This window comes from Pseudomonas sp. GNP014 (genome assembly GCF_054344005.1).
Map to the genome: position 1 here is coordinate 2,307,971 of NZ_JBTGUS010000001.1, position 17,358 is coordinate 2,325,328.

The 17,358-nt window shown below is 58.4% G+C and carries 12 protein-coding genes and 1 pseudogene; 8 read left to right on the top strand and 5 right to left on the bottom strand.

All coding sequences use genetic code 11. The features are described from left to right. The first annotated feature begins 97 nt into the window (after positions 1-97). Together ACXX9E_RS10270 and ACXX9E_RS10275 are read left to right on the top strand one after the other, a co-directional pair. Positions 98-2,650, top strand: a complete 2,553-nt coding sequence (locus ACXX9E_RS10270; RefSeq protein ID WP_458555385.1) for a LuxR C-terminal-related transcriptional regulator — start codon at positions 98-100, stop codon at positions 2,648-2,650. Positions 2,651-2,821: 171 nt separating this feature from the next. Then, positions 2,822-6,334 carry a dermonecrotic toxin domain-containing protein gene (locus tag ACXX9E_RS10275; protein WP_458555386.1) on the top strand — a complete coding sequence of 1,171 codons (3,513 nt, stop codon included), beginning with the start codon at positions 2,822-2,824 and terminating at the stop codon, positions 6,332-6,334. 53 nt (positions 6,335-6,387) lie between these two features. On the opposite strand, the gene ACXX9E_RS10280 is transcribed toward ACXX9E_RS10275, so the two are convergent. Further along, positions 6,388-7,176, bottom strand: a complete 789-nt coding sequence (locus ACXX9E_RS10280) for an IclR family transcriptional regulator (protein ID WP_123464755.1) — start codon at positions 7,174-7,176, stop codon at positions 6,388-6,390. A gap of 164 nt (positions 7,177-7,340) precedes the next feature. Between ACXX9E_RS10280 and hmgA the strand changes: the two genes are divergently transcribed. The 4 genes from hmgA (at position 7,341) to ACXX9E_RS10300 (ending at position 12,043) form a co-directional block, all read left to right on the top strand. After that, positions 7,341-8,645 (top strand): homogentisate 1,2-dioxygenase, encoded by a 1,305-nt coding sequence (gene hmgA / locus ACXX9E_RS10285; protein ID WP_123464757.1) that lies wholly within the window; start codon positions 7,341-7,343, stop codon positions 8,643-8,645. 3 nt (positions 8,646-8,648) lie between these two features. Further along, on the top strand, positions 8,649-9,953 hold the full coding sequence (gene fahA, locus ACXX9E_RS10290; protein ID WP_458555387.1) for a fumarylacetoacetase: 1,305 nt from the start codon (positions 8,649-8,651) through the stop codon (positions 9,951-9,953). 12 nt (positions 9,954-9,965) lie between these two features. Continuing rightward, the gene (gene maiA / locus ACXX9E_RS10295; protein ID WP_128616500.1) at positions 9,966-10,601 is read left to right on the top strand and encodes a maleylacetoacetate isomerase; all 636 of its coding nucleotides are present in this window, start codon (positions 9,966-9,968) and stop codon (positions 10,599-10,601) included. A gap of 71 nt (positions 10,602-10,672) precedes the next feature. Then, positions 10,673-12,043, top strand: a complete 1,371-nt coding sequence (locus tag ACXX9E_RS10300) for an MFS transporter (protein ID WP_123464763.1) — start codon at positions 10,673-10,675, stop codon at positions 12,041-12,043. 54 nt (positions 12,044-12,097) lie between these two features. Here the strand turns inward: ACXX9E_RS10300 and ACXX9E_RS10305 are convergent, their stop codons facing one another. Beyond that, positions 12,098-12,901, bottom strand: coding sequence for a SirB1 family protein (locus ACXX9E_RS10305; protein WP_123464765.1), 804 nt, complete (start codon positions 12,899-12,901; stop codon positions 12,098-12,100). Positions 12,902-13,086: 185 nt separating this feature from the next. Between ACXX9E_RS10305 and ACXX9E_RS10310 the strand changes: the two genes are divergently transcribed. Beyond that, positions 13,087-14,106 carry a Glu/Leu/Phe/Val dehydrogenase family protein gene (locus ACXX9E_RS10310; RefSeq protein ID WP_123464767.1) on the top strand — a complete coding sequence of 340 codons (1,020 nt, stop codon included), beginning with the start codon at positions 13,087-13,089 and terminating at the stop codon, positions 14,104-14,106. A gap of 188 nt (positions 14,107-14,294) precedes the next feature. On the opposite strand, the pseudogene ACXX9E_RS10315 reads toward ACXX9E_RS10310, so the two are convergent. Next, positions 14,295-14,549, bottom strand: a pseudogene (locus ACXX9E_RS10315) (YebG family protein); the annotation flags it as partial. Positions 14,550-14,888: 339 nt separating this feature from the next. On the opposite strand from ACXX9E_RS10315, the gene ACXX9E_RS10320 reads away from it, so the two are divergent. Beyond that, positions 14,889-15,389: a phosphate-starvation-inducible protein PsiE gene (locus ACXX9E_RS10320; protein WP_003221775.1), complete on the top strand. Its 501-nt coding sequence runs from the start codon at positions 14,889-14,891 to the stop codon at positions 15,387-15,389. On the opposite strand, the gene ACXX9E_RS10325 is transcribed toward ACXX9E_RS10320, so the two are convergent. Together ACXX9E_RS10325 and ACXX9E_RS10330 are read right to left on the bottom strand one after the other, a co-directional pair. Further along, complete coding sequence (locus tag ACXX9E_RS10325) at positions 15,386-15,703, bottom strand: DUF3509 domain-containing protein (protein ID WP_457236429.1); 318 nt, start codon at positions 15,701-15,703, stop codon at positions 15,386-15,388. The genes ACXX9E_RS10320 and ACXX9E_RS10325 overlap by 4 nt on opposite strands. 294 nt (positions 15,704-15,997) lie before the next feature. Next, complete coding sequence (locus ACXX9E_RS10330; protein ID WP_128616498.1) at positions 15,998-17,299, bottom strand: HAAAP family serine/threonine permease; 1,302 nt, start codon at positions 17,297-17,299, stop codon at positions 15,998-16,000. Between the last annotated feature and the right edge of the window lie 59 nt (positions 17,300-17,358).

The following is a 17,358-nucleotide window of genomic DNA, read 5'->3' on the forward strand; positions in this document are numbered from 1 at the left end:
CGCGTTTTTATGGCCGCCAATCAGCGTGCTGAATACTCGTCAACAAGCGGTCTGGAGAGGGCTAGGGTGAACCCACAACTATAAAAAGGCTCACCCGATGACCGCCATGACGCTGTGTCTGGATCGCCCCGGATTTTTACCCAGACTCTCCTCCCATCATCAATCGCGCCCGCGCTTGAGTGAGCCATTGCTGGCCTCGGTGGCGCGGGTCAGGCTGATTTGCGCCCCTGCTGGCAGTGGCAAAAGCGCGCTGCTGACCGAGTGCTTGCTCCAGGCACCTGTGGCGTGCGAGGTGCGTTGGTTGCCAATGGCGGGCGCCACGCTGAGTGTCGGCGAATTCTGCCAGCGTCTGACCCAGGCGCTGGGGCTGGCGGAGTGCGTTGATGAGTCGGGTTTGATCACGACCCTGGCGCATTGGTCGACACCCACATGGCTGTTTATTGATGACTTCGCTCGACTGCCGGATCCGGCGCTGGACGCTTTGCTCGATCGCCTGTTGGCTGTCAGCAGTCCGGCGCTGATCTGGTGGATCGGTACGCGCCGACGTCCACAATGCAATTGGCCGCGACTGCTGCTTGGCGATGAATTGTACGAGTGTGAAAGCACGACACTGGCGCTGACGCAACACGAGATCGCCGGTGCCTTGCGGCATCTGGCGCCGGAACAGGCTGGCCATGTCGCCACGCGCATCGTCCAGCGCACCGGTGGCTGGTGCGCCGGTGTGCGCATGGCACTGCTGCAGAAGTGCGACTGGTCGCAAAGCATTCAGCCGCAACAGCGCGTCGACACCTTGCTCGATTATCTGCAACACGAACTCTTCAGCAGCCTCACCCCGGAGTTGACCGAGGCGTGGCGGGTATTGGCGCATCTGCCGCGCTTCAATGCCGAACTGTGTGAGCACTTGTTGGGTGCCGGGGAGGGCGCGCAACACTTGCGCACGCTGCATGCGCTTGGCTGTTTTATCGAACCGTGGAATGACTCGCCGCACTGGTTACAGATCTTTGCGCCGCTGGCCCGGGTCATGCGCGAGGAACAATGGCCCTCGGCCCGCTCCTGGCACCGTCGGGCCTGCCAGTGGTTCAGTGCCGAGCAGGACTGGCGCTCGGCCTTCGAGCAAGCGCTCCTGGCCGAGGAGCACGAGACGGCGGTCAGCCTTTTGCAGCATTTCAACTTCGAGCACCTGTTCGAAGAACAAACGGTGGTGCTGTTGCTGCGCCTGCATGAATGCCACAGCGAAGAGCTGACCCTGAGCACCCCCCAGTTGATCGGATTGATCACTGCCGCATTGCTCTTTGCCGGTCGTTTTGAACAGGCGGCACATTGTATCGGGCAGCTGTCGCGGTTCATGCCGCAACCCTCGGCTCAACAAGAGAAACAACTGATCGCGCGTTGGCAGATGCTGCAAGGGTGGTTGATGCATTTGCAGGGACAAATGGTTCCGGCGCGGGAATATTTTCGACAAGCGTTGGACGAACTGGCTGTTGATGCCTGGCCGGCAAGGTTGCTGTGCCTGTCGGGGCAGACGCAACAGGCGTTGTTGTGTGGTGACCTCGAACTGGCCCATGGCATCAATCGGGAGGCCCTATGCCTAGCCCGTGCTCAAGGCTCGCTGCTGTTCGAAGGTCTGCTTGAACTCGACCATGCTCAGGTGCTCGAGCAGCGTGGCGCGCCGGCAAGGGCCGAAAATCTGTTACTGAGCATCGAGCAATTGCTTTCTCACAGAGCCGAACGCCCCACGCCATTGCTGGGCCGCATCGCATTGCGTCGAGGTCGGCTGGCCTTGTACATGGGGCGCGAGCAACAGGCAGCAGATTTTTTTCGCAAGGGAGTAGAAGACTGCCTGCGCAGTCACGACAAACGCGTGTTGTATGGCTATTTGGGCCAGGCACAACTGGCGGCCAATCGAATGGACTATGCCCAGGCGTTCGAACGTCTGCGTGAGGCCGAGAGGGTGATGCAGCAACGGCAGATACCGGACACGGTCTACCGCGGAGCGCTTTTGCAACTCAGCAGCCAGTTCTGGTTGCAGCAGGGGCGGCCGCAGTTGGCGCAAGAAGCGTTGAGCCGGGTATTGCGGCACTATCAACCACCCGAGGCGTTACAGGCGCCTCCCGCCACTGTGGAGTTAATCCCGCGCATTCAATACTTGTTGATACTGGCCAAGGCTTATATGCATTGTGAAGAAGATCTATTGGGCCAGCTCGAGCCGCTACTGAAACAAGCGCAGAGCGGCGGAGCTTTGACACTGGAAGCGGAATTGCATTTTGCGTTGGCCGAAGTGGCATCGCTGCAGCAACAGCCATTCCGACTGATCGAACACCGGGAGCATGGTTGCAGGATTGTGCAACGAGCGAACCTGGATGGCGTGCGGCATCAGTTCTCTTTACTTCCTTCGAATTTTTTTCCTGAAGAAAAAGAGGTTTTTTTAGCCAGTTCCGAAAGTTTTGAGTGTGCCAGCGTGCTCAGTCGGCGAGAGCAGCAGGTGTTGGAGCTTGTTGCGTTGGGTGATTCCAATCGGCAAATCGCGGAGAAACTTTTCCTTTCGTTGCACACTGTAAAAACTCATGTGCGAAGAATATATACAAAGTTGGCGGTGGAACGCCGGACTCACGCAGTAGCCAAGGCGAGATTGCTTGGCTTTAAGTTGTAAATAAAACACGGCAGAGTGGCTTTGTATTCAGATGTATATTGGCGTGTCGGGTTAAACACGCTTGGAAAAGTTTTCGAGCTATCTTTTGTATGTGTGCCGGTATTAGTTTGATTTGCGAATGCAGTCGACAGGCAGTCGTTGCAATTATCAAACTGATCGGAATTTTTATTGATGAACTTTGAAAAAGTTGAAAATACGGCTCTTGCTCGCCAGGGCGAAGCATTGTCCAATATTGTGAAAGAGTTGGAACTGGTACCTGCTTTCAAAGTGATCGTGCAGGATTGTTTGCGGGAAGCTGTTGCGAAGATTGCGCCAGGAGTATTGGTTAGCAAAATTCATATCAATGTTCTTGAGGGGGGCAGCCAAAAAGCAAACGCGCCAATGGGACGTTTACTTGAGGTTTTTCTGGAGTGTTTGCAGCGCGGCGAAGTACCTGTTTACTCTCCGGCTATCTATGCGATTTACGATTATCCTGGTTCTACCGATTCACGGGATATCATCAAGGGCCTGGATGTTACGGCAGTCGAAAATATACTGTCTGATTTGTTGGGGAATATTGCGACCCGTTACGTTTCCGCGTTAAAAAGATACTGGGAAATTAACGAGGTTTCCCAAAGTGGCTACGCGTATCCAAAACTTTCGCGCAAGTCTGCGTTGGCTGTTCTTCAATCGGTCTTGTTTGAGCGGGAGCTCGATTCATGGACGGCGCACGGTGAAATTACTCAGGAGGAAAGGGCGCGCATCAGTAGTACTGTTCAAGCGGGTTTGACAGGCATGGGTTACAGCGTCCATATCGAAGGCCGGAATGGCAGTTATGTTGAGCAAAACTCAATGTTTGTGGTGCCACTGACTAATCCGGTTCACGAACAACTGATTCCAGCAAGCGAGGGTGCCGTTGTTCTCTATTCGCCAGATCGAGGGATCGAGAAGTTCGCCTCCTCGCTGATACTTCAGCAAGCCCTGGTCTCGCGATTGAAGTGGACGGACACGCGGGAGGAGTTTCTGCAGGCGCTGCCGCTCGATGAGCGAGAAGGGTTTGCCTATGGTTACGATGTTCGCTTTTTGAAAGTCCATGGGAATCTGTTCGAACGTTACGCAGAGCAGACGTTGCACAAGGCCTACAGAGACGTCGAATACCACCTGGATCGGCTCAACAGGGGCAGTTCGGATCTGGATGGGTGCATGGCGACCGTGGAGTCGACGCAGTCCTTGCCGGAAATTACTCATCACGCCAAAAAAAGGCAGGCCGGTCTTCTGAAGGTTGTGGAGCGGAATGCATGGCCAGACTGGTTGAAAACTACTTCGGATACCAATCAGGAAGTGTACGTTGCACTGCAACAGCGACTTCTCGAAGCCGAAGTAAAACATCATCAGACCACCCATGGCATAACGTCGCTCAAGGACTATTCTCGTGTGGCCGTGGAGGATTTTTTATCCCCGGGTGATGATGAGCGCGTTAATCCGGACAATGTACCCGTAGACATCATTCATACCGTACCGTTGGTGAACGGGCAGAAGATTGAGCTCACTGAGCGTAAAACGCTGACGCAGGTTTTCATGCACGGCGCCAATGATGATGCGGGGAGTTATAAAATTATCCCGCGAGTATTCACTGACAATCCAAAAATGACACCCACGAATCTGATGCGTGCGATTCAGACGCTGAACATCCGTGTGGCCTATAACACGGCGCGCCGCCTGCTTTACTCGCAATCCGATGTTGTCGAATCCATGCGGGAAGTTTTCGGGCGAAAGACCGCACTCACATTGTTTGCCGCTGTATTGCAAAAACATGTGACTTCGATCGCTCAAGATCTGGCAATGCGTTATAACTTTGGTGACGACTCTATCGAAACCATGGGCGTGTCACTCCGGGGCTGGATTAAACCCTTTAAGAATTTGCTGGTGTATCGCAGGAAAGGTGTCGATGCCGAACGAAACCTTCATGTCCTTCATATGCCTGGACTCACCACAGGGAAGGAGTGGTATCAGTTTCCTGATCTGAAATCTTTACAGCATCAGATTGCACGCTGGGTAGTAAGCAAGGAAGGCTGGGCCTATTTGAAAGATCAGGCATACGCAAGCGATAGCGCGAATATAGAGCGGTACTACCTGCACGATAGCCTTCATGAGATGCTTCAAGAATGGTGGTGGTCGGCTATCGAGGTGAAAAGCTTTTCCGAAGACGGTCCGTTGAAGGGCGCGGTTCAGAATCAGATCAGTTGGGATGCCGATCAGGCTGAAGTTGCTACACCGCAATGGTATGTAAAAGCCAAAGTCGCGGATCAGCGCCTGCTTAATCGTTTGAACTATGATTTCAAGGCTGTTTACCACCATGCTAAAGAAAAGCTCGAAATCGTGCCTTTCAAAGAGTTTTCGAGGAAGTTGGTCAGCCAGGAGCTCAACCGATACTTAGGTCGTTCGGGGACTGTTGCTGAAATTAATCCAGATGAAGTCTGGGTAAAATTTCATGCGGATTCGAAAATCAGCCTTACTGAACTGTTCGTTCAGTGGCAGCTGTGGCGCAGTGATGTAAGTGTCTTCCAGAAGTTCTTTTCCTGGGTTTCTCCCGCAGGTAACTATCTGACAGCGCTCGCAGAACAGTTGAGAACCGCAAGCTTCTGGACGTTTACTGGCCAACCTGTCGAGCAGTTGAATGCCAAAGTCATCAACGATCTGATCGGTCTGACGCCAGGTGAAAAATACCTTCAGTATCTGAGAGAAAACTTCCTTGAGCCATCTGATGTCGACTTGAAGGTGAAGCTGTTTCGAAAGACAAAACAGAATGAAATGCTCAGGGCCGCGTTGATTCAGAAAATCAAGGGCGAGCTGTCGCAAGAGCAGTTCAACTGGCTGCAGCGGTTGATTGATGGTTTTGATCATGATTTGCCTCGCGAAAACGTCATCGCTGTGGGAGGCAAGCCGGGAATCGGTGTTTATGAGTTCACGCTCCAAGGTCGGGCCCTGACTGGCGCCTATGTGTTCGGGCGCAGAGTCAACAACCGAGACGAGTTTATGGTCTACGTGCCCAATACTCCGGATGGCAAAGACTTCTTCCCGCTTGAACAGCTGGCTGCTCGATTGACTGGTTCTGCCTTCAGGAAGGTTGTCATGGGGCTGGTGCGTCTGGAGCACCAGCAGATTGTCAAAAGTCTGATTGATAACTATTGGGACGCGAAGCCCTTGGTCACATCGACGCCTGATCTGACAAATAGCTATCCGATACTTAGTTTCCGACAACAGTACCGGGCAAAGATCAGCCATCTTATTGCCGATACGGACTTCCAGACGACCAGCCCATCAGAAGCATTCTGGAAAGATGCGAGGATTCTTGCTGAATTCGCACTGGACGTGGCTTCAATGTTTATCCCGCCCCTTGGTCTTGCAGCGTCGGTGTTGCGCATCACGACATCGGTTGTACAAGGCATTGTGGCCTCCAGCCAAGGTCTCGACGATGCGGCCAATGCTTATTTTGCATCGGCCTGGAGAGGCGCGATCATGCTGTATGTGGGTAAGGTCGGCGCCATTGGTTCTCCCGTGAATCCGCTTGCCTTACTGTCGAATGTCAGAGACTTTGCCGACGTGGTGAGCGCAGTGACCGGCGTTGAGGTCAGTATCAGCTATGTCACGGCTGTGGCCGCGCCGCCCATGGTGGTGAATAGCACGACCCGCTTGCTCAACTGAGGCGATAAACAGCACGAATCACCGCTGTCGGTCATTCGTGCTGTTGGCACGGTTCAGACATGTTCGGACTCATAGCCCATCCGCCAACTCACGGCCCGCGTCGCAGCCAACAAGCGCTGCGCCGCCGGGCCGTTTTCGTCGGCGTGGAACAGCGAGGTCGGGCCGACGATGGTCAATACGGCGGCGATCTGCCCGACGGCGTTGAACACCGGGGCAGACAAGGCATCCACACCCGGCATCAATAAACCATGCACATGATGCAGACCGCGTTCGCGGATCTGTTCACACAACGTCGCATAGGCCTTTTCATCCGCCAATGGGTGATCGGCAACGGTGGTTTCCTGCTCACGCAGCTCATCGGTTTCCCGGTGTGGCAGATAAGCGCTGAAGACCAGTCCGGTCGATGAACTGAGCAATGGCAAGACCGAGCCCAATTGTGTCACCACTGTCACCGCGCGCACCGCCGGTTCGATATGCACCACGGTCGCACCCTGATTGCCCCACACCGCGAGGAAGCAGGTTTCGTTCAACTCGTCGCGCAACTCGGCCAGCGGCAGGGCGGCGACTTTCAGCACGTCCATACTGTTGAGGGCGGCCAGGCCCACACGCAGTGCTTCACGACCCAGGCCGTAATGGTTGGTGGCGGTGTTCTGCTCGGCAAATCCCGATGCGATCAAGGCTTGCAGATAGCGATGCACCTTGCTGGCCGGCATCTGCACATGTTCGGCCAGGCGCGACAGCGACGTGGACGGCGACAACTCGGCGAGGGCCTTGAGGATGTCGGTGCCGACTTCGGCGGAGCGGACTTTCTGTTTGCCGTTGCTGTCGCTGGTTTTTTCCATGGTGCGGTCGGGTTCCGATACGAATGGGCGTCTTTATAGCTTGACGCTGGATAGCGAGCAAATTACGTTATGCGTAATCGAATTACGATAATAACAACCCCGGCGTGCCGAAACCTCTGAGCCAGAGCGATGGGCCACTGCCGACTCCCTGTTCAGGAGGCTCCATGAACCTCGATTCAACCGCGTCGACGCTGGTTTACCAGTCCGGTTTCGGCAACGAATTCAGTACTGAAGCGTTGCCCGGCGCGCTGCCTGTCGGCCAGAACTCTCCGCAAAAAGCCCCCTACGGTCTCTACACCGAATTGTTTTCCGGCACCGCATTCACCATGACCCGCAGTGAAGCGCGGCGGACCTGGATGTACCGGATTCAGCCTTCGGCCAATCACCCGGCTTTCGTCAAACTGGAACGGCAACTGGCCGGCGGCCCGCTGGGTGAAGTGACGCCCAACCGGCTGCGCTGGAACCCGCTGGAGATCCCGGCCGAGCCCACTGATTTCATTGACGGTCTGGTGAGCATGGCGGCCAATGCCGGTGCGGATAAACCCGCCGGCATCAGCATCTACAGCTACGCCGCCAACCGTTCGATGGAACGCGTGTTCTTCAATGCCGATGGTGAATGGCTGCTGGTGCCGCAACTCGGCCGTCTGCGCATCGCTACCGAGCTGGGCATGCTGGAAGTCGCGCCGCTGGAAATCGCCGTGTTGCCACGCGGCCTGAAATTCCGTGTCGAGCTGCTCGACGCGCAAGCCCGCGGTTACATCGCCGAGAACCACGGCGCGCCGCTGCGCCTGCCGGATCTGGGGCCGATCGGCAGCAACGGCCTGGCCAATCCACGCGATTTTCTGACCCCGGTCGCCGCTTACGAAAACCTGCAGCAACCGACGACACTGGTGCAGAAATTCCTCGGTCAGCTGTGGGCCACCGAGCTTAATCACTCGCCGCTGAATGTGGTCGCCTGGCACGGCAACAACGTGCCGTACAAATACGACTTGCGCCGTTTCAATACCATCGGCACGGTCAGTTTCGATCACCCGGATCCGTCGATCTTCACCGTGCTGACTTCGCCGACCAGCGTCCACGGTCTGGCCAACCTCGACTTTGTGATTTTCCCGCCACGCTGGATGGTGGCTGAGAACACCTTCCGCCCGCCGTGGTTCCACCGCAACCTGATGAACGAATTCATGGGCCTGATCCAGGGCGAGTACGACGCCAAGGCCGAAGGTTTCGTGCCCGGCGGTGCGTCGCTGCACAGCTGCATGAGCGCCCACGGCCCGGACGGTGAGACCTGCACCAAAGCGATCAACGCCGAGCTTGCACCTGCGAAGATCGACAACACCATGGCCTTCATGTTCGAGACCAGTCAGGTGCTGCGCCCAAGCCGCTTCGCCCTCGACTGCCCGCAACTGCAATCCAATTACGACGCCTGCTGGGCCACGCTGCCCGCCACGTTCGACCCGACCCGGAGATAACCCATGACTCAGAATTCGATTAATCGCAGTTGGGTCGCTTCGGCCAATGGCCACGCTGATTTCCCGTTGCAGAACCTGCCGTTGGGGGTGTTCAGCATCAACGGTTCGGCACCGCGCGCGGGCGTGGCGATCGGCGAGCACATCTTCGACCTGCAAGTGGCGCTGGAGGCCGGTCTGTTCGACGGCGTCGCACGCAGTGCCGTCGAAGCCATGCATGGCGGGCTGTTGAATGCGTTCTTCGAACTCGGTCGCGAAGCTCGCGTAGCCTTGCGCGAACGCTTGCTGGAGTTGTTCAGCGAGGGCAGCAGCCATCGCGGTGCCATCGAAGCCCAGGGCGCAAAACTGCTGCCACTGGCCGCCGATTGCCAGCTGCATCTGCCGGCCCGTATCAGCGATTACACCGACTTCTATGTGGGAATCGAGCATGCACAGAACGTCGGCAAACTGTTCCGTCCCGACAATCCGCTGCTGCCGAACTACAAGCACGTGCCGATCGGTTACCACGGTCGCGCCTCCACTGTGCGGGCGTCCGGTACCGACGTGCGTCGTCCGAAAGGCCAGACCTTGCCCGCCGGCGCCAGCGAGCCGATCTTTGGCCCGTGTGCGCGTCTGGACTACGAGCTGGAACTGGGCATCTGGATCGGCCAGGGCAACGAGATGGGCGAGCCGATCGCCATTGGCGACGCGGCCGAGCACATCGCCGGGTTCTGCCTGCTGAACGATTGGTCCGCCCGTGACATCCAGGCCTGGGAATACCAGCCGCTGGGTCCGTTCCTGTCGAAGAGTTTCATCACCAGCGTCTCGCCGTGGGTCGTCACCGCCGAAGCGCTGGCGCCGTTCCGCACGCCACAACCGGCGCGTCCGGAAGGTGACCCGCAACCTCTGCCGTACTTGCTCGACAACCGCGATCAGGCCGGCGGTGCGTTCGACATCGAACTGGAAGTGCTGTTGCTCACCGAAAAAATGCGCGAACAGAATCTGCCGGCCCATCGCCTGACCCTGAGCAACACCCGCTACATGTACTGGACCGTGGCGCAAATGGTCGCGCACCACAGCGTCAACGGTTGCCAGTTGCAGGCCGGTGACCTGTTCGGTTCGGGCACCTTGTCCGGTCCTGAAAACGGTCAGTTCGGCAGCCTGCTGGAAATCACCGAGGGCGGCAAAAAGCCGATCGAACTGGCCTCCGGCGAAGTGCGCAAATTCCTTGAGGACGGCGACGAAATCATCCTGCGCGCCCGTTGCGCCCGTGACGGTTTCGCCTCCATCGGTTTCGGCGAATGCCGCGGCACCGTGCTGGCGGCGCGCTGACAGGAGCGATTGATGGATCTCTATACCTATTACCGTTCGACCTCGTCGTACCGGGTGCGCATCGCGCTGGCACTGAAGGGCCTCGACTATCAGGCATTGCCGGTCAACCTGATCGCGCCGTCGGGTGGCGAGCATCGGCAAGCGGCGTATCTGGCGATCAACCCACAGGGCCGGGTGCCGGCCTTGCGTACCGACGAGGGGGAGTTGCTGATCCAGTCGCCGGCGATCATCGAGTATCTGGAAGAACGTTATCCACAACCGCCGCTGTTGCCGGCCGACCTCGCCGCTCGCGCGCATGTGCGTGGCGTTGCGGCGGTGATCGGTTGCGATGTGCATCCACTGCACAATGTCAGCGTGCTCAACCGTCTGCGCCAATCGGGGTACGACGAACCACAAGTGGTGGAGTGGATCAGTCACTGGATCAGCCAGGGGCTGGCGACAGTGGAACAGTTGATTGGCGACAGCGGTTTCTGTTTCGGCGAGTGGCCGTGCGTGGCGGATGTGTACCTGATTCCGCAGTTGTATGCGGCCGAGCGGTTCAACGTCAGCCTGGACGACTATCCAAAAATCCGCCGTGTTGCCGCACTGGCTGCTGAACATCCGGCGTTCATCAAGGCGCATCCGGCCAACCAGCCAGATACCCCGTAAAGCTTCACGCAATGCCAATGTGGGGATTCGGCGACGCCTGAAAATCATAAAAACAACACAGGTACTTTGCGATGCACAACCAGATTGCCAGCTTCCGGGCGGCGCTCGACGCCCGTCCGGTGTCCCGTTATCAGTGGTTGCTCTTGATCTTGCTCGCCTTGTTGCTGGTCACCGACGGCTACGACGCCCAGGTGCTCGGTTACGTCGTGCCCGCACTGGCTCAGGACTGGGGCCTGGAGAAAGCCGCGTTCGGGCCTGTTTTCAGCGCCAACCTGCTGGGCCTGACTATCGGTTCGCTTGCCGTTACCCCCCTGGCGGACCGTTTCGGTGTGCGGCGGATTCTGCTCGCCTGCGTGCTGATCTACGCCAGCCTGACAGTGCTGATGGTGTTCGCCGATTCCCTCAATACGCTGATGATCGCGCGCTTCATTTGCGGTGTCGGCATGGGCGGGGCGATGCCGAGTGCGATGGCGCTGATGTCGGAATACTCGCCACCACGCCTGCGTACGTTGATGGTGACGCTGGCCGCGTGCGGGTTCTCGTTCGGTGGTGCGGCGGGTGGTTTCGTCGCGGCGGGTTTCATTGACCAGTTTGGCTGGCAAGCGGTGTTCCTCGCCGGTGGCGTCACGCCATTGCTGCTGTTTCCGTTTCTCTGGTGGATGCTGCCGGAATCCCTGCCACGGCTGTTGCGCGACGCGCCGCCCTATACGCGCTTGCGCAACGTCACCGCACGGATGCTGCCGGACTGGCAGCCACCGCCTGCATCTGCCGCGCAGAACGAGCGCGAGCAGGGCAGCAAACTGACCATGGTCGAGTTGTTCCGCAACGGTTATGCACGGCCGACCTTACTGATCTGGGCGACGTTTTTCGTCAGCCTGATTCTGCTGTATTTCATGATCAGCTGGTTGCCGTCGCTGCTGCTCGAAAGTGGCCTGAAACTCAACGAGGCCAACCTGGTGACGTCGATGTTCCTCTTCGCCGGTACGCTGGGCGCCATCTGCATGGCCTGGTTCGCCGACCGCCTGAAACGCAAGGTGCGGTTGTTGTCCGGCGTGCTGGCCGGCGCGGCGCTGTGCACCATTCTGCTGGGCTTGAATCACGACAATCCGCGCTATCTGGTGGCCTGCGTGTTTGCCGCCGGGTTCTGCATCATCGGCGGGCAACTGACGCTGAACGCCTTCGCCAGTAATTTCTACCCGGCACAGGTGCGCGCCACGGGCACCGGCTGGGCGTTGGGCGTGGGGCGTTTCGGTTCGATTCTCGGGCCGCTGTTCGGCAGTCTGTTGTTGGCGATGCACATTCCAGTGGCGCAGATTTTCTTCTTCTGCGCGATACCGGCGGTGCTGGCGGCGTTGTTGATCATTCAGGTGCGATCACCCGCAGAGGCCGCACTGCCCCCTGTGGGAGCGAGCCTGCTCGCAAAGAACGATAACGCGATCTGACAGGACAAACGGAAGTGCCTGCTTTGCGAGCAGGCGCGCGCTCCGCAAAGGCGTTCAGTGCACCACGGAATTTGGCGGCAGGTGTCCGAGCCGCTCCGTCAGACGCAGGCGCTGGATCGGGTCGTCGCTCAGCAGCAGCGCGTGCTCCAGATCGAAACGCTCGGCATTCGGGCAGTCGAGTCGCTGATACAGACTGGCCCGGGCCAGATAATCGGCGGCTGCCGCATTCCCCAGTTCGAGTACGCGCTCGGCATCGACCAGCGCGGCGATGAAGTCATCGTGGGCCAGGTGTAACTGACGCAGGTTGCGTGACAGGCGCTGGAGCATTTGCACCGGTGTCGCCGTCAGCAAATGCTCGCCGTTGAGTTGCATGTTCGGCCCGTACTGACGCTGTAGCAGCTCGCGACAGTCATTCGGATACAGACGTCGACCACCGCAGGGATCGAGCAAATGATCGGCGCCGGGCACGCGCAGCAGGAAATGCCCGGGAAAGTTGACGCCGACCAAGGGAATCTCCAGCCCGCGTGCCAGTTCCAGCGCAATCAGCGCCAGTGTCAGCGGCTGCCCGCGTCGGGTGTGCAGCACTTTGTGCAGCAGCGCCGCCTGGGGGCGCAACGGCAGGAAATCGTCCTGGGCAAACCCCAGTTCAATCATTCGCCGCAACAGGGGCTGGGCCAGTTCATTGACCGGCAGCATCGGTAGCCCGTAGCTGACCCGTTGTTGCAGCTCCTTGAAATCCTGCAGCAGCGCCTCGGGGTCGAGCTCTTTTTCGTGTTCGGCCGCGATCCACAGCGCGGCTTCGAACAGCGCGGGCGGTGAACGGTGCAGGCAGTCGAAAAAGCGTTGGCGCGGACTCATCGAAATCTCCGGGGCATGCCTCGTTTTAGCCCCGTCCGTGGCATTCGTCCAGTGCCGGGCCACGCCAGTCTCGGGTTATGCCGCAAAGCCGCGGTCTGCGCGGGTGCTTATTCCGGTGCGCTTCAGCAATTTTTGGGCGCGAGCCTATACTGGCGTTCTACAAGAAGTGATTCGGGAGCCCAACGATGTTTGCGCTCATGCAAAGCACTCGCCTGGAATCGCTGCACCTTAGCGTTGACCCGGTTACCGGGTTGAAGGCGGTCATTGCCATCCATAACAGTCGCCTCGGGCCAGCCTTGGGTGGATGCCGTTATCTTGCCTATCCCAATGATGAATCCGCGGTCGAAGATGCCATTCGCCTGGCTCAGGGCATGAGCTACAAGGCTGCGCTGGCGGGGCTGGCGCAGGGTGGCGGGGTGGCGGTCATCGTGCGCCCGGCCCATGTGGAAAACCGTGGCGCACTGTTCGAAGCCTTTGGGCGTTGCATCGAACAGCTTGATGGCCGCTACATCACGGCGATCGACAGCGGCACTTCGGTCGCCGACATGGATTGCATCGCCCAGCAGACTCAGCATGTCACCAGCACCACGTCGGCCGGTGACCCGGCGCCGCATGCGGCGATGGGCGTGTTTACCGGGATTCGGGCAACGGCGATGGCGCGCTTGGGCAGCGACAACCTCGAAGGTCTGCGCATCGCCATTCAGGGCCTGGGTAATGTCGGTTATGCACTGGCCGAACAACTGCACGCGGCCGGAGCAGAATTGCTGGTCAGCGACATCGACCATGGCAAGGTGCAACTGGCGATGGAGCAACTCAATGCGCATCCGATTGCCAACGATGCATTGCTCAGCACGCCGTGCGACATTCTTGCGCCGTGCGGTCTCGGCGGGGTGCTCAACAGTCACACGGTGACGCAATTGCGTTGCTCGGCGGTCGCGGGCTCCGCGAACAATCAACTGACGCATCTGGATGTCGCCGATCAGCTGGAGCGGCGCGGGATTCTGTATGCGCCGGATTATGTGATCAACGCCGGTGGCCTGATCTACGTCTCGCTCAAACATCGCGGCGAAGAGCTGGGGACGATCACCGCGCACCTGTCGAAGATTTCCTCGCGACTGACCGAAGTGTTCGCCCATGCCCAGGCCGAGAAGCGCTCGCCGGCGCGGGTGGCCGATGAGTTGGCGGAGAAGGTTCTGTATCGCTGAAACGCAAAAGATCGCAGCCTTCGGCAGCGCCTGCATTGGAATACGTATTCCCTGCAGGCGCTGCCGAAGGCTGCGATCTTTTGATCAGGCGATGATTACTTGGCAGCTTTCGCCGCTTTTGCCGGTTTGGCCGGTGCTTCAGCAGACTCTGCCGTATCAGCCACTTCAGCCACTTCAGCCACTGGCTCAGCCGGTGCATTGATGAGTTCCGACAACGCATCAGGCTGGCTCTTGAAGGCTTTGGCGAACACATCGCGGTTCTTCGCCATGTAGATCCCGACTTCTTCAACCTGTTGCTCGTTCAGCGACGGCACGGCTTTCTGCAACACTTCGGACAGCATCTCAGCCAGTTCGAGCATTTTGTCATGACGGTCAGCTTCGGCTTTATCCATGAACAAGCGCTCCAGATCTCGGCTGCTGCGGTATACCACTTCGACGGCCATTCACCACCTCACATGCCTTCACATTTAGTTGTCTTAGCGACTACTGTATTTATATACAGCGAAAGGATAAGCGAATCCCTGCGCTTTGGGTAGTGGCTTTTTAATGTAGACCGGATTCGGGGTTTGTCAGGGGATGACCGCGTGGTGGCCATTCGCGAGCAAGCTCGCTCCCACAGGCTTCGGTGCAGGCTGGCATGTGCGACCAAACGCCACGGCGCGGCTTTTGCGGGGGCTCGCCATGATGGCGTGGCCTCGTTTCTGCATGAAACAGAGCGCGTGCAGAAAAACCGTCACGTCCAACACGCATCATCCGCCCGAGTCGGGCTAAGGAACATCATCGTGAAAATCAACTGGGCCGAGAAACTGCGGCAAAACGTGCATCAACTGGCCGAGTCCCTGGGCAACCTGTTCGTCGAAACCTTCCACTACCTGGCGCTGTTCGCCATCGGTGCGGTGACGGCGTGGGCGGCAGTGATGGAGTTTCTCGGGATGCTCGAGGAAGGCCACATCAAGATTGATGACATTCTTTTGCTGTTCATCTATCTCGAACTGGGGGCGATGGTCGGGATTTATTTCAAGACCAACCACATGCCTGTGCGCTTCCTGATCTACGTGGCGATCACTGCGCTGACCCGTTTGCTGATCTCCAACGTCTCGCACCACAATCCGCCGGACATGGGCATCATCTACCTGTGCGGCGGCATTCTGCTGCTGGCGTTCTCGATTCTGGTGGTGCGTTACGCCTCGTCACAATTTCCTTCGGTGAAGATCGAGAAACCGCAGCGCAAGCTGGGCGCCGGTTCCGGTGAACACCCGGAGATCGAGAAAGGCGAACTCTAAAGGCCCGCCGACGGTCGAGACTGGCTGTCGATTTGCAGCGGTGGCGGCGGCAGCCCGTCACCGCTGGTCATCGCTTCGAGGATCGCCATGGCGCTGTGACCCTGTTCGATGGCGATGCCGAATTGAATACTTTGCACCAGCCGCCGCAAGCGTTGTGGATCGTTGCGTTGTTCGCTGCTGATCATGCGTTTGGCCACGATGCGGCCGCTGTTCGACAGGGTCAGCATGATGCTGCCGTCCAGGCCCTGAATGCTCAGGTTGATCTGATAGTCCGGCGCGAAGGCATCGGTAATGATCTGAAAAGGATTGTCCATGATGCGTCACCGCCTGATTGAACGTGCAGTTGTTGACCGGCCGTGATCGGGTTGGTTCGCCATACCGGACCATCGGCCATTCCGTGGCCTGTGTGTTGCTTTGTGCAGGAGCTGCCGCAGGCTGCGATCTTTTGATCTGCGGTGTCTTGATGTCGGTCATGAAGATCAAAAGATCGCAGCCTGCGGCAGCTCCCACAGGGATGTAGCAAGGGCTGTGCCGGGAAAATTGTTGGACAATGGATACGGGATAAAAAAGGCGAGCACCTGGCTCGCCTTTGTCATTTATGGCCCGTTTCAGGGCATAACCGAGTAGATGATCGCCGACAGTGCAATCAGGCCGATCAGCACCACAAACACGTTCGAAACCTGTCCCGAATACTGGCGCAAGGCTGGCACACGGCGGATGGCGTACATCGGCATCAGGAACAGCAGACAGGCAATCACCGGGCCGCCGAGGGTTTCGATCATCCCCAGAATGCTCGGGTTGAACGTGGCGACGGCCCAGCAGCTGAGGATCATGAACAGCGCGGTCGCCCGGTTCAGCCAGCTCGCCGACATTACCTTGCCACGGCTGCGCAGGCTTTTGACGATCATGCCCTGAAAGCCTTCGCTGGCGCCGATGTAGTGGCCGAGGAAGGATTTGGTGATCGCCACCAGCGCAATCAGCGGCGCGGCGTAAGCGATGACCGGAGTCTGGAAGTGGTTGGCCAGGTACGACAGGATCGAAATGTTCTGCGCCTTCGCCGCTGCCAGATCTGTCGGCGACAGCGCCAGCACGCAGCTGAAGCAGAAGAACATTACCGTCACCACCATCATGCCGTGGGCCATGGCGAGGATGCCGCTGCTCTTGCGCTCGGCCTGTGCGCCGTAGCGCTGTTTCTGGTCGACCGCGAACGCCGAGATGATCGGCGAATGGTTGAACGAGAACACCATCACCGGGATCGCCAGCCACAAGGTCTTGAGGAACACCGACAGCGGCATCGCCTCTTGAGCGCTGGCGAAGAACGCGCCGTTCCAGTTGGGGATCAGGCTCAGGCCGAGCAGCAACAGGGCGGCAACGAACGGATAGACCAGCACGCTCATGGCTTTGACGATCACGTTCTGTCCGCAACGCACGATCGCCATCAGGCCGAGGATCAGCACCAGCGACAGAATGGCCCGGGGTGGTGGAGCGATGTGCAACTGGTGTTCGAGAAAACTGCTCAGGGTGTTGGTCAGCGCGACGCTGTACACCAGCAGTATCGGGAAGATCGCGAAGAAATACAGCAGTGTGATCAGCTTGCCGGCACCGATACCGAAGTGTTCTTCAACCACTTCGGTGATGTCCCCTGAGCGTCCGGACAACACGAAACGGGTCAAACCACGGTGGGCGAAAAACGTCATCGGGAAGGCCAGCACGGCCAGAATCAGCAGCGGCCAGAAACCACCGACACCGGCGTTGATCGGCAGGAACAAGGTGCCGGCACCAATCGCGGTGCCGTACAGGCCGAGCATCCAGGTGGTGTCGGATTTGCTCCAGTCCTTGTGGGCCGTTTCGGTGTTGTGTGTGCGATCTACAGCGGGATTTTCGGCAGCAGGTGTGCGTACATCGGTCATCGTTTTTGCCTCGTTATTATTTTTGCTCGGGCTCACGTTTGGCAGACCGTTGTGCGCGG

Coding starts and splice junctions, on each gene's coding strand:
- hmgA (WP_123464757.1), top strand. CDS start 7,341: ATGAACCTCGATTCAACCGCGTCGACGCTGGTTTACCAGTCCGGTTTC.
- ACXX9E_RS10305 (WP_123464765.1), bottom strand. CDS start 12,901: ATGAGTCCGCGCCAACGCTTTTTCGACTGCCTGCACCGTTCACCGCCC.
- ACXX9E_RS10310 (WP_123464767.1), top strand. CDS start 13,087: ATGTTTGCGCTCATGCAAAGCACTCGCCTGGAATCGCTGCACCTTAGC.
- ACXX9E_RS10330 (WP_128616498.1), bottom strand. CDS start 17,299: ATGACCGATGTACGCACACCTGCTGCCGAAAATCCCGCTGTAGATCGC.
- ACXX9E_RS10270 (WP_458555385.1), top strand. CDS start 98: ATGACCGCCATGACGCTGTGTCTGGATCGCCCCGGATTTTTACCCAGA.
- ACXX9E_RS10280 (WP_123464755.1), bottom strand. CDS start 7,176: ATGGAAAAAACCAGCGACAGCAACGGCAAACAGAAAGTCCGCTCCGCC.
- maiA (WP_128616500.1), top strand. CDS start 9,966: ATGGATCTCTATACCTATTACCGTTCGACCTCGTCGTACCGGGTGCGC.
- ACXX9E_RS10275 (WP_458555386.1), top strand. CDS start 2,822: ATGAACTTTGAAAAAGTTGAAAATACGGCTCTTGCTCGCCAGGGCGAA.
- fahA (WP_458555387.1), top strand. CDS start 8,649: ATGACTCAGAATTCGATTAATCGCAGTTGGGTCGCTTCGGCCAATGGC.
- ACXX9E_RS10300 (WP_123464763.1), top strand. CDS start 10,673: ATGCACAACCAGATTGCCAGCTTCCGGGCGGCGCTCGACGCCCGTCCG.
- ACXX9E_RS10325 (WP_457236429.1), bottom strand. CDS start 15,703: ATGGACAATCCTTTTCAGATCATTACCGATGCCTTCGCGCCGGACTAT.